At 59.6% G+C, this 18,404-nt stretch carries 17 protein-coding genes; 5 read left to right on the top strand and 12 right to left on the bottom strand.

Annotated features, from left to right (window positions below):
- Positions 1–72 precede the first annotated feature (72 nt).
- Positions 73–1,455, top strand: coding sequence for an MFS transporter (locus KGB14_RS02825; protein WP_223483999.1), 1,383 nt, complete (start codon positions 73–75; stop codon positions 1,453–1,455).
- A gap of 117 nt (positions 1,456–1,572) precedes the next feature.
- Here KGB14_RS02825 and KGB14_RS02830 read toward each other — a convergent pair whose 3' ends face one another.
- The 6 genes from KGB14_RS02830 to KGB14_RS02855 form a co-directional block, all read right to left on the bottom strand.
- On the bottom strand, positions 1,573–2,526 hold the full coding sequence (locus tag KGB14_RS02830) for an adenosine deaminase (protein ID WP_223484000.1): 954 nt from the start codon (positions 2,524–2,526) through the stop codon (positions 1,573–1,575).
- An 81-nt stretch (positions 2,527–2,607) separates the two neighbouring features.
- Positions 2,608–3,573, bottom strand: coding sequence for a 2-oxoglutarate and iron-dependent oxygenase domain-containing protein (locus KGB14_RS02835; RefSeq protein WP_223484001.1), 966 nt, complete (start codon positions 3,571–3,573; stop codon positions 2,608–2,610).
- A gap of 141 nt (positions 3,574–3,714) precedes the next feature.
- Positions 3,715–4,797, bottom strand: coding sequence for a BMP family ABC transporter substrate-binding protein (locus KGB14_RS02840; protein WP_223484002.1), 1,083 nt, complete (start codon positions 4,795–4,797; stop codon positions 3,715–3,717).
- Positions 4,798–5,045: 248 nt separating this feature from the next.
- Positions 5,046–6,404, bottom strand: coding sequence for an 8-oxoguanine deaminase (locus tag KGB14_RS02845; RefSeq protein ID WP_223484003.1), 1,359 nt, complete (start codon positions 6,402–6,404; stop codon positions 5,046–5,048).
- Positions 6,405–6,658: 254 nt separating this feature from the next.
- Complete coding sequence (locus tag KGB14_RS02850) at positions 6,659–7,345, bottom strand: SDR family oxidoreductase (protein ID WP_223484004.1); 687 nt, start codon at positions 7,343–7,345, stop codon at positions 6,659–6,661.
- A 25-nt stretch (positions 7,346–7,370) separates the two neighbouring features.
- A complete protein-coding gene (locus tag KGB14_RS02855) occupies positions 7,371–7,721 on the bottom strand; it encodes a MerR family transcriptional regulator (protein WP_223484015.1) in 351 nt (116 codons plus the stop codon).
- An 82-nt stretch (positions 7,722–7,803) separates the two neighbouring features.
- Here KGB14_RS02855 and KGB14_RS02860 point away from each other — a divergent pair, with 82 nt between their 5' ends.
- Positions 7,804–8,226 carry a hypothetical protein gene (locus KGB14_RS02860; protein ID WP_223484005.1) on the top strand — a complete coding sequence of 141 codons (423 nt, stop codon included), beginning with the start codon at positions 7,804–7,806 and terminating at the stop codon, positions 8,224–8,226.
- 84 nt (positions 8,227–8,310) lie between these two features.
- On the opposite strand, the gene KGB14_RS02865 is transcribed toward KGB14_RS02860, so the two are convergent.
- The 3 genes from KGB14_RS02865 to KGB14_RS02875 are packed head-to-tail and all read right to left on the bottom strand — an operon-like array spanning position 8,311 to position 11,920.
- Complete coding sequence (locus tag KGB14_RS02865; RefSeq protein WP_223484006.1) at positions 8,311–9,237, bottom strand: ABC transporter permease; 927 nt, start codon at positions 9,235–9,237, stop codon at positions 8,311–8,313.
- Positions 9,237–10,343, bottom strand: a complete 1,107-nt coding sequence (locus KGB14_RS02870; protein ID WP_223484007.1) for an ABC transporter permease — start codon at positions 10,341–10,343, stop codon at positions 9,237–9,239. Before KGB14_RS02870 ends, KGB14_RS02865 begins: the two co-directional genes overlap by 1 nt.
- An 11-nt stretch (positions 10,344–10,354) precedes the next feature.
- Positions 10,355–11,920, bottom strand: coding sequence for an ABC transporter ATP-binding protein (locus KGB14_RS02875; RefSeq protein ID WP_223484008.1), 1,566 nt, complete (start codon positions 11,918–11,920; stop codon positions 10,355–10,357).
- 30 nt (positions 11,921–11,950) lie between these two features.
- On the opposite strand from KGB14_RS02875, the gene KGB14_RS02880 reads away from it, so the two are divergent.
- The gene (locus tag KGB14_RS02880) at positions 11,951–12,127 is read left to right on the top strand and encodes a hypothetical protein (protein ID WP_223484009.1); all 177 of its coding nucleotides are present in this window, start codon (positions 11,951–11,953) and stop codon (positions 12,125–12,127) included.
- A gap of 402 nt (positions 12,128–12,529) precedes the next feature.
- On the opposite strand, the gene KGB14_RS02885 is transcribed toward KGB14_RS02880, so the two are convergent.
- The 3 genes from KGB14_RS02885 to KGB14_RS02895 all read right to left on the bottom strand — a co-directional run bounded on the left by KGB14_RS02885 (position 12,530) and on the right by KGB14_RS02895 (position 14,900).
- Entirely contained in the window at positions 12,530–13,111 is a 582-nt protein-coding gene (locus tag KGB14_RS02885; protein ID WP_223484010.1) for an IMPACT family protein, read from the bottom strand.
- Between the two features lie 7 nt (positions 13,112–13,118).
- Positions 13,119–13,769, bottom strand: coding sequence for a TetR/AcrR family transcriptional regulator (locus tag KGB14_RS02890; protein WP_223484011.1), 651 nt, complete (start codon positions 13,767–13,769; stop codon positions 13,119–13,121).
- A gap of 210 nt (positions 13,770–13,979) precedes the next feature.
- The gene (locus KGB14_RS02895) at positions 13,980–14,900 is read right to left on the bottom strand and encodes a LysR family transcriptional regulator (RefSeq protein ID WP_008006295.1); all 921 of its coding nucleotides are present in this window, start codon (positions 14,898–14,900) and stop codon (positions 13,980–13,982) included.
- Between the two features lie 139 nt (positions 14,901–15,039).
- Between KGB14_RS02895 and KGB14_RS02900 the strand changes: the two genes are divergently transcribed.
- Together KGB14_RS02900 and KGB14_RS02905 are read left to right on the top strand one after the other, a co-directional pair.
- A complete protein-coding gene (locus KGB14_RS02900; RefSeq protein WP_030128382.1) occupies positions 15,040–16,389 on the top strand; it encodes an aspartate aminotransferase family protein in 1,350 nt (449 codons plus the stop codon).
- A gap of 77 nt (positions 16,390–16,466) precedes the next feature.
- Positions 16,467–17,960, top strand: a complete 1,494-nt coding sequence (locus KGB14_RS02905; RefSeq protein WP_007906810.1) for a CoA-acylating methylmalonate-semialdehyde dehydrogenase — start codon at positions 16,467–16,469, stop codon at positions 17,958–17,960.
- The last annotated feature ends 444 nt before the right edge of the window (positions 17,961–18,404 follow it).

Raw genomic sequence — 18,404 nt, forward strand, 5'->3', positions numbered from 1 at the left:
GCATCCAGCAATAACCCCCATCCGCTATCGCGCACACTCGATCCGGGGACTTTCGGATTGGGGGAATGTGGCATGGAAACACGAAGCTTCAGCGCGGCAGAACGATTGGAACGGCTGCCTGTCAGCGGTTATCACCGCATCATTTTCATCATCATTGCCCTGGCGTTTTTCTTCGACTCCATGGACCTGGCGATGATGACCTTCCTGCTCGGCTCGATCAAAACCGAGTTCGGCTTGAGCACGGCACAGGCCGGGTTGCTGGCCAGTTCGAGTTTCTTCGGTATGGTCGTGGGCGCGTCGCTGTCGGGCATGTTGGCCGATCGCTTCGGGCGCAAACCGGTGTTTCAGTGGAGCATCGTGTTGTGGGGCATCGCCAGCTATCTGTGCTCCACGGTGCAGAATGTCGAAACGCTGACACTGTTCCGAATCCTGTTGGGGATCGGTATGGGCATGGAGTTTCCGATAGCCCAGTCGATGCTGTCGGAGCTGATTCCAGCCAAACGCCGTGGGCGTTACATCGCGTTGATGGACGGTTTTTGGCCGCTCGGTTTCGTCGCCGCCGGGGTACTGTCGTACTTCCTGTTGCCGGTGATTGGCTGGCGCGACATTTTTCTGGTGTTGGCGGTACCGGCGGTGTTCGTCCTGGCGATTCGTTTTTTTATTCCCGAGTCACCTCGCTGGCTGGAACAGGCCGGGCATCATGACGCGGCGGACAAGGTCTTGCACCGCATCGAAGCGCGGGTTCGGGCTTCACTGGGCCGTGCGGATTTGCCTGAGCCGATTCGTCTGCCACAGGTGGCGAGTCACCCGGGTACTTTCTTCTCTGCGCTGCGGCAGATCTGGTCGCCGCAATATCGCCAGCGCACGATGATGATCTGGAGCGTGTGGTTCTTTGCCTTGCTGGGTTTCTATGGCCTGACGTCCTGGCTCAGCGCATTGTTGCAACAGTCGGGTTTCGCGGTGACCCAGTCGGTGTATTACACGGTGCTGATTTCCCTCGGCGGGATTCCCGGTTTCCTCATGGCTGCCTGGCTGGTGGAGCGGTGGGGGCGTAAACCGGTGTGTGTCGTGACGTTGCTCGGCGGCGGGGTTATGGCGTTTCTTTATGGCCAGAGTGCGGTGTTCGGCGGCAACGTCAGCCTGTTGATTACCTCGGGGCTGCTGATGCAGTTCTTCCTGTTCGGCATGTGGGCGGTGCTCTACACCTACACCCCTGAGTTGTACCCGACGTCGGCACGGGCCACGGGCTCGGGGTTTGCTTCGGCCATCGGTCGCGTGGGGTCGTTGCTCGGGCCATTGGTGACCGGGCTGGTGTTCCCGATGACAGGGCAGGGCGGGGTATTTGCGTTGGGAGCGATGTGCTTTGCGATTGCGGCGGGGGTGGTGTGGATGTTCGGGATGGAGACCCGGGGCAAGACGCTGGAAGAGTTGAGTGAGGCAGAGGTCGTTGGCTGAACATAGTCCCTGTGGGAGCGAGCCTGCTCGCGATGAGGCCATAACATTCAGTATCAATGTTGAACGTCAGTCCGCTATCGCGAGCAGGCTCGCTCCCACAGGTTTATTTGGTGAACCTTACGGTTTCACCAACCGCGCATCCAGGCTGTTCTGCGCCAGGCGCTTGGCCTGATCCTGGGTCATGCCCAGATCGGTGTACAGCGCGTGGAAGTTCTCGGTGACATACCCGCCGAAATACGCCGGGTCATCGGAGTTCACCGTGACCTTCACACCGCGTTCGAGCATGTCCAGGATGTTGTGTTGGGACATGTGATCGAACACGCGCAGTTTGGTGTTCGACAACGGGCACACGGTCAGCGGGATCTGCTCGTCGATGATCCGCTGCATCAAGCGCTCGTCTTCGATGGCGCGCACGCCATGGTCGATGCGCTGGATTTTCAGCAGGTCGAGGGCTTCCCAGATGTACTCGGGCGGGCCTTCTTCACCGGCGTGCGCCACGGTCAGGAAGCCTTCGCTGCGTGCACGATCGAACACTCGCTGGAACTTGCTCGGCGGGTGGCCCATCTCCGAACTGTCCAGGCCCACGGCGACAAACGCATCGCGGAATGGCAGTGCCTGGTCGAGGGTTTTCTGCGCTTCGTCTTCGCTCAGGTGGCGCAGGAAGCTGAGGATCAACCCGTTGGTGATACCCAGTTGCTGTTCGCCATCCTTCAGTGCGGCGGCGATGCCGTTGAGCACCACTTCGAACGGGATGCCACGGTCGGTATGGGTTTGCGGGTCGAAGAACGGTTCGGTGTGAATCACGTTCTGCGCCTTGCAGCGCAGCAGGTAGGCCCAGGTCAGGTCGTAGAAGTCCTGAGAGGTGCGCAACACATCGGCGCCCTGGTAATACAGGTCGAGAAACTCTTGCAGGTTATTGAAGGCGTAAGCCTTGCGCAGGGTGTCGACGTCGCTCCATGGCAGGGCGATCTTGTTGCGTTCGGCCAGGGCGAACAGCAACTCAGGCTCCAGCGAACCTTCCAGGTGCAAATGCAATTCTGCCTTGGGCAGAGCGTTCAGCCAGTCGTACATTTTTGAAATCTCGTCAGGTGCAATGAGGGCATTCTACAGATGCCCGTGGAAACAATGAGCAAAACCTGACCAGCCGGTTCATTACACAGCTTCCTGTTCCCGCCGATAGACGTAGGTATCGGCGAAGCGCGACAGCAGGAATTCGGCGCAGGTGGTGGCCGGATACTTCGCCGGATGCTGGTCGTCCTGGCAACCGGGCAGGCATTCAATGGCGGTGTCTGGATGCGGTTCGGCAAAGAATGGCATCGAGTACCGGTCCACCCCCAGCGGGCTGATCACGCGGTGCGGCGTCGACAGGTAACGGTCGTTACTCCAGCGCGCCATCATGTCGCCGAGATTGACCACGAACGTGCCCTCGATCGGCGGCGCATCGATCCATTCGCCCCGCACGTTACGCACTTGCAGACCGCCCGCGGCATCCTGGTAGAGCAGGGTGATGCAGCCGTAATCGGTGTGAGCACCGGCCCCTTGCTGATCTTCGGTGCTGGCGGTGTGGCGCGGCGGGTAATGAATCATCCGCAGCACGCTGACCGGTTCTTTGAAACGGCTATCGAAGAAGTCGCGCTCGATGCCCAGTGCCAGGGTCATGGCCCGCAGCAGGGTTTGGGCGAGCGCCTGCATGTCGACGTAGTGTTGCTCCATCAACGATTCCCAACCGGGTATCGACGGATGACGGTTGGGACCGCGCAAGGGTTTTTCCGCCAGCACCTCGGGATGACCGGCCGGCAAGTGCAAGCCCATGTCGAAGGTTTCCTTCAGGTCACTGGGTTTGCTCGGATCGAGTTGCTCGGTGGCGATGGCGCCATAACCGCGGTGGTGACGAGTCTGGGTGATGTCGATTTTGAGTTTTTCGGCGGCGGGCAGGGCGAAGAAACGTTGGGCGTGGCCGAGCACAGCGTCGATGCGCGACGGGGCGATCGGGTGGCCTTTTATGTAGAAAAAGCCCCATTCGCGGCAGGCATGGTCGATTTGTGTGGCGATCGATTTCCAGGCGTTTTGATCAGCGCTGTAGAGCGGGCTGATGTCGATGATTGGGAGTTGGTTCATGCGCAGTCCTTAAGAACGCTGAAAATCCATTGTGGGAGCGAGCCTGCTCGCGATGAGGCCATTACATTCAGCATCAATGTTGAATGTCCGTCCGCTATCGCGAGCAGGCTCGCTCCCACAGGGTTTTGTGTTCGGCCGGAATTACTTCGGTATCTCGGCCTTCATCCCTTCGACGTAGTAGTTCATCGACGCCAGTTGCGCATTGGTTGCCGTCGCGCCCGCCGGGATTTTCTCCACGCCGGCCTGGTCCTTGATCGGCCCGGTGAACGGATGCAGCGCGCCGCTCTTGATGTCGGCAATGATCTGCTCGGCTTCGGTTTTCACCGCGGCTGGCACCAGGTCGCTGATCGGCAGCTCAACCGTACCCTCCTTCAGACCGCCCCAGTAATCCTGGGATTTCCAGGTGTGGTCGAGCACGCTCTGAGTCGCCTGAATGTAGTGCGGCCCCCAGTTATTGACGATAGACGTCAGCACCGCTTTCGGCCCGAAGTGCGCCATGTCCGACGCATATCCGACGGCATACACGCCGCGACGTTCGGCCGCCTGGATCGGTGCCGGGCTGTCGGTGTGCTGGAACACCACGTCCACGCCCTGGTCGATCAACGCATTGGCAGCGTCAGCTTCCTTGCCCGGGTCGAACCAGGAATTGACCCACACCACTTTGATCTCGGTGCCCGGGTTGTACTTGTTCAGGGCCAGTTGGATGGCGTTGATGTCGCGGATCACTTCTGGAATCGGGAAGGAAGCGACGTAGCCGATTTTCTTGGTCTTGGTCATTTTCGCTGCGAGGAAACCGCCGACGTAGCGGCCCTCGTAAGTGCGTGCCAGGTAAGTGCCAAGGTTCTTGTCCTGCTTGTAGCCGGTGGCGTGTTCGAAGGTCACTTTGGGAAATTGCTTGGCGACTTTCAGGGTCGGGTTCATGTAGCCGAAAGACGTGGTGAAGATCAGGTCGTATTGGTCCTTGGCCATGTTGCGGATCACCCGCTCGGCATCGGCGCCTTCGGCAACGTTCTCCACATAATTGGTGGTGATCTGCTCGCCGAATTTCTCCGCCAACGCCTTGCGTCCCTGTTCATGCTGATACGTCCAGCCGTGGTCACCGATCGGGCCGATATAGACGAAGCCGACTTTCAGCGGGTCGGCGGCACTGGCGGTCAGGCTGGCGCTCAGACCGATGGCTGCGGCGACAGCGCAAAGTAGCTGCTTCAACGGACGTTTATGCATGAACGGGAACTCCATTTTGTTGTGAGATGGAGGAGGGCAATGCAAATTGCTGACCAACAGGACAACAAAATCAAAAGATCGCAGCCTGCGGCAGCTCCTACAGGGGTACGCGAAATCATGTAGGAGCTGCCGCAGGCTGCGATCTTTTGATGTTCAATTCACCACAGAACCATCCCGGTGCGCCCTCACCAATCCACGCCATCCACTGGTGCGGGCGCCTCACACAAAACGGTGGGAGCGGTGTTGTGTCAGGTACCGGCGATCAACTGCCGAGCCGCCTGGCTATGATCGGCAATCAACCCTTTCAGATCCAGCCCCTCAACCTGTCCATCGATCACCCGCCACTTTCCGCCGACCATCACCCGGTCCGCTCGATCCGCGCCGCACAGCAGCAGCGCCGACACCGGATCGTGGCTGCCGGAGAAGCGCAGTTCATCGAGCTTGAACAGCGCCAGATCCGCTTGCTTGCCCACTGCCAGTTCGCCGATATCGCTGCGCCCGAGTAACTGCGCCGAGCCCTTGGTCGCCCAGCCCAGTACCAACTCCGGCGTAATTTTTTCCGCGCCATAACGCAGCCGTTGGATGTACAGCGCCTGACGGGTTTCGAGGATCATGTTCGACGCATCGTTGGACGCCGAACCGTCCACGCCCAGACCCAGCAGCGCACCCGCGGCGGTCAGGTCCAGCGTCGGGCAAATGCCGGAGGCCAGACGCATGTTCGAACTCGGGCAATGGCAAATACCGGTGCCGGCCGCGCCGAGGCGGGCGATTTCGTCGGGGTTGAAATGGATGCCGTGGGCGAGCCAGGTGCGTGGGCCGAGCCAGCCGACGCTGTCCAGATAATCCACAGTGCGCAGGCCAAAGCGTTGCAGGCAGAAGTCCTCTTCATCGAGGGTTTCTGCCAGGTGCGTGTGCAGGCGTACGTCGAGGGTGTTCGCCAGTTCGGCGCTGGCGGACATGATCTGCGGGGTCACCGAAAACGGTGAGCAGGGCGCCAGGGCGATTTGAATCTGCGCCCCATCGCCGCGCTCGTGGTACTCGGCAATCAAACGTTGGCTGTCGTCGAGGATCACTTCGCCTTGCTGGACGGTTTGCTGCGGTGGCAGGCCGCCGTCTTTTTCGCCAAGACTCATGGAGCCGCGAGTGAGCATGGCGCGCATGCCCAGTTCGCGAACACTCTCGACCTGCACATCGATCGCGTTTTCCAGGCCTTCCGGAAACAGGTAATGGTGATCGGCGGCGGTGGTGCAACCGGACAGCAGCAACTCGGCCAACGCGACTTTGGTGGCGAGGGCAAGTTTTTCAGGGGTGAGGCGAGCCCAGACCGGATAGAGGGTTTTCAGCCACGGGAACAACGGCTGATTGACCACGGGTGCCCAGGCACGGGTCAGGGTTTGATAGAAGTGGTGATGGGTGTTGATCAGCCCCGGCAGGATCACGTGTTCGCGAGCATCGAAAACGTGGTCACAGGGCACCGAGGGTTGCTGGCCGGCGCTGAGCACTTCGACGATCAAACCGTCTTGCACAACTAAGCCGCCACGGGCATCGAGCGCGTTGGCCGTGAAAATGGCGAGGGGGTTTTTTAACCAGGTACGGGTCGCAGGCATGGTGGCCGGCTCCTCTGAAAGTTGGGTTCAGGGTTGCCAGCTCAGTGTTGCCCTGTCTGCTGATCCAGGGTCGCCACGGGGGCGAGGTGCGGAGTTTCGAACAAAAAAGCTTCGCGGGCAAGCCCGGCCCGACAGGACAACGCAAGACCCCTGTGGGAGCGAGCCTGCTCGCGATGGGGCCATTGCATTCAGCATTAATTTTGAATGTCAGACCGCTATCGCGAGCAGGCTCGCTCCCACAGGGGAATGTGGTGTTACCAGGGAATGGTCTCACCCCTGTAGTTCACAAAATGATGCCCACCCTTGCCGGCATACGCATTCACCTGATCGATCAACCCGCGGGTGCTGGTTTGCACATCAATGTCCGCCCCTTCACCGCCCATATCAGTCTTCACCCAACCCGGATGCAGCGACAGCACGGTGAGTTTCTGTTCGCCCAGTTGCGTGACGAAGCTGTTGGTCATCGAGTTCAGCGCCGCTTTGCTGGCCTTGTACAACGCAAGCTCCGGCGCGTCGGGCATGGTCACGCTGCCCAGCACCGAACTCATGAATGCCAGCACGCCGCTGCCGTCACGAATCTGCCCGACGAAGCGCTGGGCCAGATTGATTGGCGCCACAGCGTTGGTGAAGAACAGTTGACCCACTTCGGCCAGGGTCGCGCCGCCCGGCGTCTGGACCTCCGGCCCCTTGACCCCGGCATTCACGAACAACAAGTCGAACACTTCGCCCTTGAGCTGTTGGCTAAGGGCGATGACCGCTTGCTGATCGTCCATGTCGAGTTTTTCGATCCGCACCTTGCCCAACGCTTGCAAGGCTTCGGCACTTTGCGGGTTGCGCACGGTGGCGGTGACTTGCCAGCCATCGGCCAGCAGGGTTTTTACCAGACCGAGGCCCAGGCCCCGGGAGGCACCGATGATGAGTGCGGTTTTTGCCTTGGACATGAATGGCTTCCTTGATGGATGAGAATCACGGATTTAACGGACAACTTTGACGGAGCCGATGTTGCAGTTCCTGACGCAAGGCATCGAGCTCGGCCATGCGGGTTTCGATCAGGTTCAGTTTGTCTTGCAACAGCTGGGTAACGGCATTGGCTGGGTCGGGCGCCTGCCACAACGCCGCAACGCTACTGCCGATCTCGCCAAGGGTAAACCCCAGTCGCTGAGCCGTCTTGATGTACAGCACCAGTTGCACCGTCTCCGCCGGATAGTCGCGATAACCGTTGGCACTGCGTTGCGCCGCGATCAGTCCGCGCTGCTCGTAGAAGCGCAGCGTGTCGCGGCTCACAGCGCTGGCCAGGGCTAATTCACCGATGCGCATCATGACGTCTCCAGAGGGCTTGACCCTGGAGCATACTCCAGGCTTTAGCCTTGTTGCTCCCTGAATTTATGGAGCAAGGCCAATGTGGACTTCAACTCAATATCGCCGCGTGGTGCGTGGCAGTGCCTGGTACGACCTGATCGTGAGCGCTGCTTTTGTGACACCGTGGAGTTTTGTGGCGTTGCATGGCGTGTTGTTGAGCCTGAGTCAGACTTTCAATCTGCCTGGCGACCTACCGCCGTTCGAGCCGATGCACATGCTGATGGCGAATTTGTTGGGGTCGATTGTGTGCGTCTGGTCGGTGTTGCGGATTCGTGATCCGCAGCAGATGTTTGGGCGGTATGACGCGGTGGGGCGGTTTCTGTTTTCGGCTTGGCTGCTGTATGCCTTGCTCCATGGGGCCAGCTCATTGCTGGTTGTTTTCTTGATCTTTGAATTGGCGTGGGGCGTTGTTCAGGTGATGCCAGTGCGGCAGCCATCGCGAGCAGGCTCGCTCCCACAGTAGATTTGTGTTCATCACAAAAATCCGATTCGACTCGGTCAACTGTGGGACCGAGCCTGCTCGGGATAAGGCCCGTGCAGGCAACCACTAATGCCCCGCCCGCCACGGCTGCCCCAACGACACCGGCGCATACAACCGTGTGCGCACGGCATCCCGGGACAGCAGCACCAGTACCACAATGGTCGCGACATACGGCAGCATCGCCAGCAGACTCGATGGAATCGCCAGCCCCAACCCCTGCGCCACCAAATGCAGGATGCTGGCGAGCCCGAACAGGTACGCGCCGAGCAGCAATCGCCACACCCGCCAACTGGCAAATACCACCAGTGCCAGGGCAATCCAGCCGCGCCCGGCGCTCATGTTTTCCGCCCACATCGGCGTGTAGGCCAGGGACAAATAAGCCCCGGCCAACCCCGCCATCGCCCCGCCAAACAGCACCGCCAGCGTGCGCACGCGCAACACCGGCAAACCCATGGCACTGGCGGCATCCGGGTTTTCGCCGACCGCCTGAATAATCAACCCGACGCGACTTTTCAGAATCACCCAGGCCACCAGGGCAAATAGCGCGAACGACAGGTACACCAACAGATCCTGTGCAAACAGCATCCGCCCGATCAGCGGGATTTCACTCAAATAAGGAATCGCCACCGGCTCAAAACCCGCCAACGGTTTACCGACCCACGCCGCGCCGACAAAGGTCGACAGGCCCACGCCGAAGATCGTCAACGCCAGCCCGGTCGCCACTTGATTGGCGTTGAACACCAGCGCCACCAAGGCAAACAGCGACGACAACAGCATCCCGGCGAGCATCGCCAGCAACACGCCAAGCCAGAGGTTGCCGCTGTTCAGCGCAACGATAAAACCGATCACCGCGCCAAACAGCATCATGCCTTCCTGACCCAGATTGAGGACGCCGCTCTTCTCGCAGATCAGTTCGCCCAGCGCCACCAGCAGCAACGGCGTACCGCAACGGACCATGGCGTAGAAAATATTGCTCAGCAGATCGATATCCATCACAGCGCTCCTGCGTGTACGGCGGTGGTTGGCGCACGGCGAGCCCAGCGCAGGTTCAAACGCGGTCGGTAGAGAATCAGCACGTCGCTGGCCAGCAGGAAAAACAGCATCATCCCTTGGAAAAGTTGAGTGATCGCTTGCGGCAGATTCATGCTCATCTGCGCGCTCTCGCCGCCGATGTACAGCAGCGCCATCAACAGGCTGGAAAACAGAATGCCGATGGGATTCAGTCGCCCGAGAAACGCCACGGTGATCGCGGCATAGCCGTAACCCGGCGAGACTTGCGGCACCAATTGACCGATCGGCCCAGTGACTTCGCAGACCCCGGCCAACCCCGCCAAACCGCCGCTGATCAACAGCGCCAGCCAGATCAGGCGCTTCTCGCGAAAGCCGACGAAACCTGCGGCGCGCTTGTCCAGCCCAAGCACTTTGATCTGGAAACCGACAAAGCTTTTCTGCAGCAATACCCACACCGCCACCAGCGCGAGCAAGGCGAAATAGACCCCGGCGTGTACCCGGCCGTCCTCCATCAACAACGGCAGTCGACTGGCATCGCCGAACATCGCCGACTCTGGAAAGTTGAACCCGGCCGGGTCCTTCAACGGTCCGTGGACGCAGAACAGCAGCAGGTTCAAGGCGATGTAATTGAGCATGATGCTGGTGAGGATTTCATTGGCGTTGAAGCGCGTGCGCAACCATGCCGTCAGCCCGGCCCATGCAGCACCGGCCAAGGTGCCGACCAGCAGGATCAGCACCAGCGCCCAGCGACTTTGCATATCGATGATATTTACCGCCAGCGCACTGCCGGCCAGGGCGCCGAGCAGCAACTGACCTTCGGCGCCGATGTTCCAGATCCGTGCTTGATACGCCACCGCCAGGCCCAACGCGCAGAGCAGAATCGGCAACGCTTTGACCAACAATTCGGAGACGCCGTACCAGTCGCTGATCGGTGCAATCAGCAACGTGTGCAAGGTCAGCAGTGGATCATGCCCCAGCGCGATAAACAGCAATGAGCCGCAGCCCAGCGTCAACACGGCCGCCAGCAAGGGCGAGCACCACAACATCAGGCGCGATTGCTGGCCACGGGGTTCGAGAGAAAGCAGCATGTGAAACTCCGTTAAAGCGCTACGGGGGCTGGTGAATGAGGAGCGTCGAACTGACCGGCCATCCAGCCGCCGACATCGCTCAGTTGGGTGTCGACGGTGGCCTGCAGTGCCGACAATCGACCGCCGCACAGGGCGCCGAGGCGATCGCTGATCTGGAACAATTCGTCGAGGTCTTCGGAGATCACCAGAATCGCCGCGCCAGCATCGCGCAAGGCAATCAGCGCCCGGTGAATGGTCGCGGCCGCGCCGACGTCCACGCCCCAGGTCGGGTGCGCGGCCACCAGCAATTTCGGCTGCTGAAGGATTTCCCGGCCGAGGATGAATTTTTGCAAGTTGCCGCCGGACAGGCTGCGGGCCGGTGCCTGGGTATCGGGTGTCTTGACCCCGAAGCGGCGAATGATGTCTTCGGCCAGCGCTTCGACCTTGCCGCGCTGGATCAGCCCGTTGCTGACCAGTCCCTGTTGAAATGCGGTCAGCAGGGCGTTATCGGCCAGGCTCAGCTCCGGCACCGCGCCATGGCCCAGGCGTTCGGCGGGGACGAACGCCAGGCCGAGTTTGCGTCGTGCATCCGGCTGCAGATGCGCCACCGGTTGCCCGCCGAAACTGATCGTTGCGCTGTCATTGCGGGGCAATCGTTCTTCGCCACTGAGCAAGGCCAGCAACTCATCCTGACCATTGCCGGCGACCCCGGCGACCCCCACGATTTCGCCGCTGCGCACGTTCAGGTCAATGTGCTTCAACGAGCAGCCGAACGGGTCCGGGTTGTGCCAGGACAATCCTGTCACACTCAAAAACGCATCAGCGCCCATGACCTTTGGGTAATCGGTAATCAGATCGGCGGCTTCACCGACCATCAACTGTGCCAGTTGCCGGTCCGAACATTCGGCCGGCACGCAATGCCCGGCCACTCGACCACCGCGCAGTACCGTGGCGCTGTGACACAGCGCGCGTACTTCGCCGAGCTTGTGGCTGATAAACAGAATGCTGCAGCCCTCGGCCGCCAGTCGGCGCAGTGTGACGAACAATTCGTCGGCCTCTAGCGGAGTCAGTACCGACGTCGGTTCATCGAGAATCAGCAGGCGGATGTCTTGCATCAGGCAACGAATGATTTCCACCCGCTGACGCTCGCCGATGGACAGGCTGTGGACAAGTCGTTCCGGTTCCAGGGCCATGCCGTAGCGTTGGGACACCTCACGAATCTTAGGCTCTAGCTGCTTCGGTGTACCCGCCGCCGCGCCCATCGCCAGGGCGATGTTCTGCGCCACGCTGAGGGTTTCGAACAGCGAGAAATGCTGGAACACCATGCCGATCCCGAGGCCGCGAGCCTGGGCCGGGTTGCGCATGGTCACGCGCTGGCCCTGCCAGATCATCTCCCCTGAGTCGGCATGAGTGACGCCGTAGATGATCTTCATCAGGGTACTTTTACCCGCACCGTTCTCGCCGAGCAGGGCGTGGATTTCACCGGGTGCAATGCTCAAGTCGATGGCATCGTTGGCCAGGCAACCGGGGTAACGCTTACTGATTCTGCGCAATTGCAGGCGGGGTGTTTGATCGGGGATCGGCGCGGGGTTGGACATGACAGGCTCGGGTCGACAGAAGTTATGCCTGTGGACAAAGCAATTTCCTGGCCATTGAGTCAGGAAAACGGCAAAACCGCGCTGGCAGAGGCGTTGTGGACGGGGCCTCGCCTTATTTCAATTCCGAATCCGGCACCACTTGAGGGCACGTTCTTTGATCAGGCTCCGCTTTTGCGCGCGATGAGTTGGTCAAAAAACGAGCAATAGGCTGTAGCCTATGTCGGACATGGGGCTGAGGCAGCCATGAACGGGTTATCCACAGGTTGTTCCACAGTATCTGTGCGCAAGCCGAGTGCATGGGCATAAGCACCGAGGGGCTTTCTTCTAATGGCGATAAACCGCTCTAACTAATTGTTTTTACGTGGAATAAACATGGTTGATGGCGATTTGGACAAAAAATGAGCAAAGCCCGCAAAGCCGCATGACAGAAGGGTTACAGGGGAATGTGCTCAGGTTATCCACAGCCGGGTGCACAGCCGATGTGGGCAACTATTGAATGCAGGACAAATCAGGATGCCCCAAAAGATCGCAGCCTTCGGCAGCTCCTCCAGGATTGCGTTTGTACACGATTGGCGTAGGCGCTGCCGAAGGCTGCGATCTTTTGATCTTCTAACGCCGCAACAAAATACGCCCGCGACTCAAATCCGCCAGCTGCATCTGCAAGGCATCTATCAGCCCCTCGCCGATCGCCAGTTGCAGGTCCACGCCATTGGCCGTGAAGGTTTCCTCCACCAGCAAACCGCCCAGTTCCGCCACCCGAAGCTTCACCAGCGCCAATTCACTAAATGCACAGGCACAACTGACGGGTACTCGACTGATCAGCTCGACCTTCGGCGCCCCTTGCAGGCATTTGTTGGCACTGCCGCCATACGCCCGAGCGAGGCCGCCGGTGCCCAGTTGAATGCCGCCATACCAGCGGATCACCACGACTGCGACTTGATCGCAATCCTGCGCTTCGATAGCCGCAAGAATCGGCCTGCCAGCAGTGCCGCCGGGTTCGCCATCATCGCTGCTGCGGTATTGATCGCCGAGTTTCCAGGCCCAGCAATTGTGCGAGGCGTTCAAATCACTGTGCTGCTCGATGAATGCCTGGGCGTCGACTGCGCCAGTGATTGGCCCGGCGAGGGCGATGAAGCGGCTTTTGCGAATCTCTTCGCGGTATTCGCAAAAGCCGCTGAGGGTAAAAGGCATAAGTATCTTAGATCGCAGGCGTCAGGCCGCAGCCTTTGAGAATGATGCGGATCAGGTTGTTGCCGGCGTCTTCCATGTCTTGCTTGGTCAACCTGGTGCGCCCGGTGACACGGCAGATCTGCGTGGCAAAGTCGGCGTAATGCTGGGTGCTGCCCCACAGCAGGAAGATCAGGTGCACCGGGTCGACCGGGTCCATTTTGCCGGCGTCGATCCACGCCTGAAACACGGCGGCCCGACCCTGAAACCAGGTGCGGTAGTCCTGGTTGAAATGCTCGCTCAGGCATTCGCCGCCGCTGATGACCTCCATGGCGAAGACCCGCGAAGCTTGTGGCTGGCGCCGGGAGAATTCCATTTTTGCGCGAATGTATCGCGTCAATGCTTCTGCCGGATCGTCCTCGACGGTCAGGGCATTGAAGGTACTGTCCCACAATTCAAGGATGTTACTCAGCACCGCCACGTACAAACCGAGTTTGTTGGTGAAGTAGTAATGCAGATTGGCTTTGGGCAACCCGGCTTTCTGCGCGATGGTGTTCATGCTGGTGCCTTTGAACCCGTGACGGGCGAACTCGTCTTCGGCGGCTTTGATGATGGTCTCTTCGTTCTTCTGACGAATGCGGCTGGCGGGTTTGCCGCCGTGGGCTGGGACTTCAAAGGTCATAGGCACTTCCGAACAGGTAGATGGGTGCAACCAGATGCGTTGATAGCGTACCCGCAGGCCTCAGACAAGTCCTGTCGCGATAAAACCTGAACACCGCAATCCCTGTAGGAGCCGAGCTTGCTCGCGAAGGCGGCTTAACATTCAGCATCAATGGCGACTGACCTGGCGCCATCGCGAGCGAGCTCGGCTCCCACGGGTTTCTGTAGTTGTTCAGCGCGTCGCCGCCAGACTCTCCAAAAAGCTCTCCAGAACCAAATGAGGACGACGGCCCTTGCGGGTGACCGATGCCAGGCTCAGGTCATAAAAACGCGCCTTGGGTTTCAGTGCACGCAATCGGCCCTGCTGCACCCAAAGGCTGGCGTAATGATCCGGCAGATAACCGATATAGCGCCCGGTCAGAATCAGGAATGCCATGCCTTCGCGATCCGACGCGCTGGCAGTGCAATTAAGCGCCTGGTAATGCGCTTGAATCTCGGCGGGCAAACGGAAGGTCGGGGCGATAGCGTCCTGGCTGTTGAGGCGTTCATCGTCCAGTTGTTTGTCGTCGACATAGAACAATGGATGGCCGACCGCGCAATACAGCAGCGAGCGTTCGCTGTAGAGCGGTTGATATTCCAGGCCCGACAACGCACTGGCTTGCGGCACCACGCCGACATGCAAGCGACCGTCGAGCACGCCTTGTTCGACTTCATTGGGCGCGATCATGCGGATCTGGATTTGCACATCGGGGCCGCGCTCCTTCAATTGCGCCAGCGCGTGGGTAATGCGCATGTGGGGCAGGGTGACGAGGTTATCGGTCAGGCCAATGGTCAACTCACCGCGCAAGTGCTGGTGGAGGCCGTTGACCTCGGTGCGGAAACTTTCCAGCGCACTTAATAGCTGCAACGCCGACTGGTAAACCTCGCGGCCCTCTTCGGTCAGGGAAAAACCGGCGCGACCTCGCTGGCACAGGCGCAGGCCGAGGCGCTGCTCCAGGTCGCTCATTTGCTGGCTGATCGCCGAGCGACCGATCCCCAGCACCGATTCCGCTGCGGAGAAGCCGCCGCATTCCACGACGCTGCGAAAAATCCGCAACAGGCGGATATCAAAGTCACTGACTTGTGCCAACGGATCGGGGCGACGGCTGCTCATGCTTTGTTTGCTCAAAGTTTAGTGGTTGGCTGACTGAAGGTTAGAAAAGTTGTATTTCACCGACTTTATCTCCGTGGCAATTTAGCTGCAAGAACGCTTTTCATCTCCACGCCGCTTATTGCCCTGCGAGGTTTTGCCCATGAACGTGCCTGAAAACGCCCCGACTTCCCTGGCCAGCCAGCTCAAGCTCGATGCTCACTGGATGCCCTACACCGCGAACCGCAATTTCCAGCGCGACCCGCGACTGATCGTGGCTGCCGAGGGCAGTTGGCTGACGGACGACAAGGGCCGCAAGGTCTACGATTCGCTCTCAGGCCTGTGGACCTGCGGCGCCGGACATACCCGCAAGGAAATCCAGGAAGCGGTGGCCAAGCAATTGGGCACCCTCGATTACTCGCCGGGCTTCCAGTACGGTCACCCGCTGTCGTTCCAGTTGGCCGAGAAAATCACCGACCTGACCCCGGGCAATCTGAATCACGTGTTCTTCACCGACTCGGGTTCCGAGTGTGCGGATACTGCGGTGAAAATGGTGCGTGCTTACTGGCGCCTGAAAGGCCAGGCCACCAAAACCAAAATGATCGGTCGTGCCCGTGGTTATCACGGCGTGAACATCGCCGGCACCAGCCTTGGCGGCGTGAACGGCAACCGCAAACTGTTCGGTCAGGCGATGATGGACGTCGATCATCTGCCGCACACCTTGCTGGCGAGCAATGCGTTTTCCCGTGGCATGCCGGAGCAGGGCGGTATTGCCTTGGCCGATGAACTGCTCAAGCTGATCGAACTGCACGATGCCTCGAACATCGCAGCGGTATTCGTCGAACCAATGGCCGGTTCCGCTGGCGTACTGGTTCCGCCGCAGGGTTACCTCAAGCGTCTGCGCGAGATCTGCGATCAGCACAACATCCTGCTGGTGTTCGACGAAGTGATCACCGGTTTCGGCCGTACCGGTTCGATGTTCGGCGCCGACAGCTTCGGCGTGACCCCGGACCTGATGTGCATTGCCAAGCAAGTCACCAACGGTGCGATCCCGATGGGCGCGGTGATTGCCAGCTCCGAGATCTACCAGACCTTCATGAACCAGGCGACGCCTGAGTACGCGGTGGAATTCCCGCACGGCTACACCTATTCCGCGCACCCGGTGGCCTGCGCTGCTGGCCTGGCGGCACTCGACCTGCTGCAGAAGGAAAACCTGGTGCAGAGCGTGGCTGAAGTCGCGCCGCATTTCGAAAATGCGTTGCACGGTTTGAAGGGCAGCAAGAACGTTATCGACATTCGTAACTACGGGTTGGCCGGTGCGATCCAGATTGCGCCTCGCGACGGCGATGCCATCGTGCGTCCATTCGAAGCTGGCATGGCTCTGTGGAAAGCCGGGTTCTACGTGCGCTTCGGCGGCGACACCCTGCAGTTCGGCCCAACCTTCAACAGCAAGCCGCAAGATCTGGATCGCTTGTTCGACGCGGTCGGCGAAGTGCTGAACAAGATCGACTGATTTTTCCCTCTATTCCCTCTAATAGAAAAAAGGCGCCCTTTGAAGGGCGCCCGTGGACAATTTTTCAGGAGCCCCGCATGAGCCTTATCCCGCATTTGATCAATGGCGAACTGGTGACCGAAGACGGTCGCACGGCCGATGTGTTCAACCCGTCCACCGGTCAGGCGATCCACAAGCTGCCGTTGGCCAGCCGTGAAACCATTCAAAAAGCCATCGACTCGGCCAAGGCTGCGTTCCCGGCCTGGCGTAACACTCCGCCGGCCAAGCGTGCTCAGGTGATGTTCCGCTTCAAACAATTGCTGGAACAGAACGAAGCCCGCATCGCCCAACTGATCAGCGAAGAACATGGCAAGACCCTGGAAGATGCTGCCGGTGAATTGAAGCGTGGGATCGAGAACGTCGAGTTCGCCTGTGCGGCACCGGAAATTCTCAAGGGCGAGTACAGCCGTAACGTCGGGCCGAACATCGATGCCTGGTCGGACTTCCAGCCATTGGGCGTGGTGGCCGGTATTACCCCGTTCAACTTCCCGGCCATGGTGCCGCTGTGGATGTACCCGCTGGCGATCGTCTGCGGCAACTGCTTTATTCTCAAGCCGTCCGAGCGTGATCCAAGCTCGACGTTGCTGATCGCTCAACTGTTACTGGAAGCCGGCCTGCCCAAAGGCGTGCTGAGTGTGGTGCATGGCGACAAGGCTGCGGTGGATGCCTTGATTGAAGCGCCGGAAGTCAAAGCGCTGAGCTTCGTCGGTTCGACACCGATTGCCGAATACATTTACGCCGAAGGCACCAAGCGCGGCAAACGCGTCCAGGCGCTGGGCGGGGCGAAGAACCATGCGGTATTGATGCCGGATGCGGATCTGGATAACGCGGTCAGCGCACTGATGGGCGCGGCGTACGGTTCGTGCGGTGAGCGCTGCATGGCGATCTCGGTGGCCGTGTGCGTCGGTGATCAAGTGGCGGATGCGCTGGTGGCCAAACTGGTGCCGCAGGTCAAAGCGTTGAAAATCGGTGCCGGTACAACCTGCGGCCTGGACATGGGGCCGCTGGTTTCCGGTCAGGCTCGCGATAAAGTCAGTGGCTATATAGAAGACGGCGTTTCAGCAGGTGCAACCTTGGTTGTGGATGGCCGTGGTCTGAGCGTGGCCGGTCATGAGGAAGGTTTCTTCCTGGGCGGCTGCCTGTTCGATAACGTCACGCCAGAAATGCGCATCTATAAAGAAGAGATCTTCGGGCCGGTGCTGTGCGTCGTTCGGGTCAACAGCCTGGAAGAGGCGATGCAACTGATCAACGATCACGAATATGGCAACGGTACCTGTATCTTCACGCGTGATGGGGAAGCGGCGCGGTTGTTCTGCGATGAGATCGAAGTAGGTATGGTCGGCGTCAACGTGCCGTTGCCGGTGCCAGTGGCTTATCACAGCTTTGGCGGCTGGAAGCGTTCGCTGTTTGGCGATCTGCATGCCTATGGCCCGGATGGCGTGCGTTTCTATACCCGCCGCAAGGCTATTACCCAGCGCTGGCCGCAACGGGCGAGCCATGAGGCTTCGCAATTCGCATTCCCTAGCTTGTAAGTAGAAGGGAAGAAGGCCGACCTCTTGAGGTCGGCCTTCGTGTTTTCGGGCTTTTTTGGCTTATATGACGGAAATGTGAAAATTGGTGTTGACGGCAGATTCTGGACGTCTATAATTCGCCCCACTTCCGGCGCAGTCGAAACGGAAAACTCCTTGGTAAACAAAGAGTTACGAAGTTTTCGGCAGCGGTTACGCTTCAGTTCATCGAAGCCGGAAGGAGTTGAAAGAGCGGTGCTGTTTGGCTCTTTTAACGGTTCGATCTTCTCGGTCGAAAGCGGAGAAAAAGAGGTGTTGACAGCAGCGAGTAACGCTGTAGAATTCGCCTCCCGCTAACGAGAGATCGGAAGCGCAAGTGGTTGAAGTTGTTAAAGATTTCCAAGCGAAACTTTGAAAACTTCTGAAAATAACCGCTTGACAGCAACAGAGGCTGCTGTAGAATGCGCG

Source organism: Pseudomonas sp. A-RE-19, from assembly GCF_019956555.1.
Taxonomy (GTDB): domain Bacteria; phylum Pseudomonadota; class Gammaproteobacteria; order Pseudomonadales; family Pseudomonadaceae; genus Aquipseudomonas.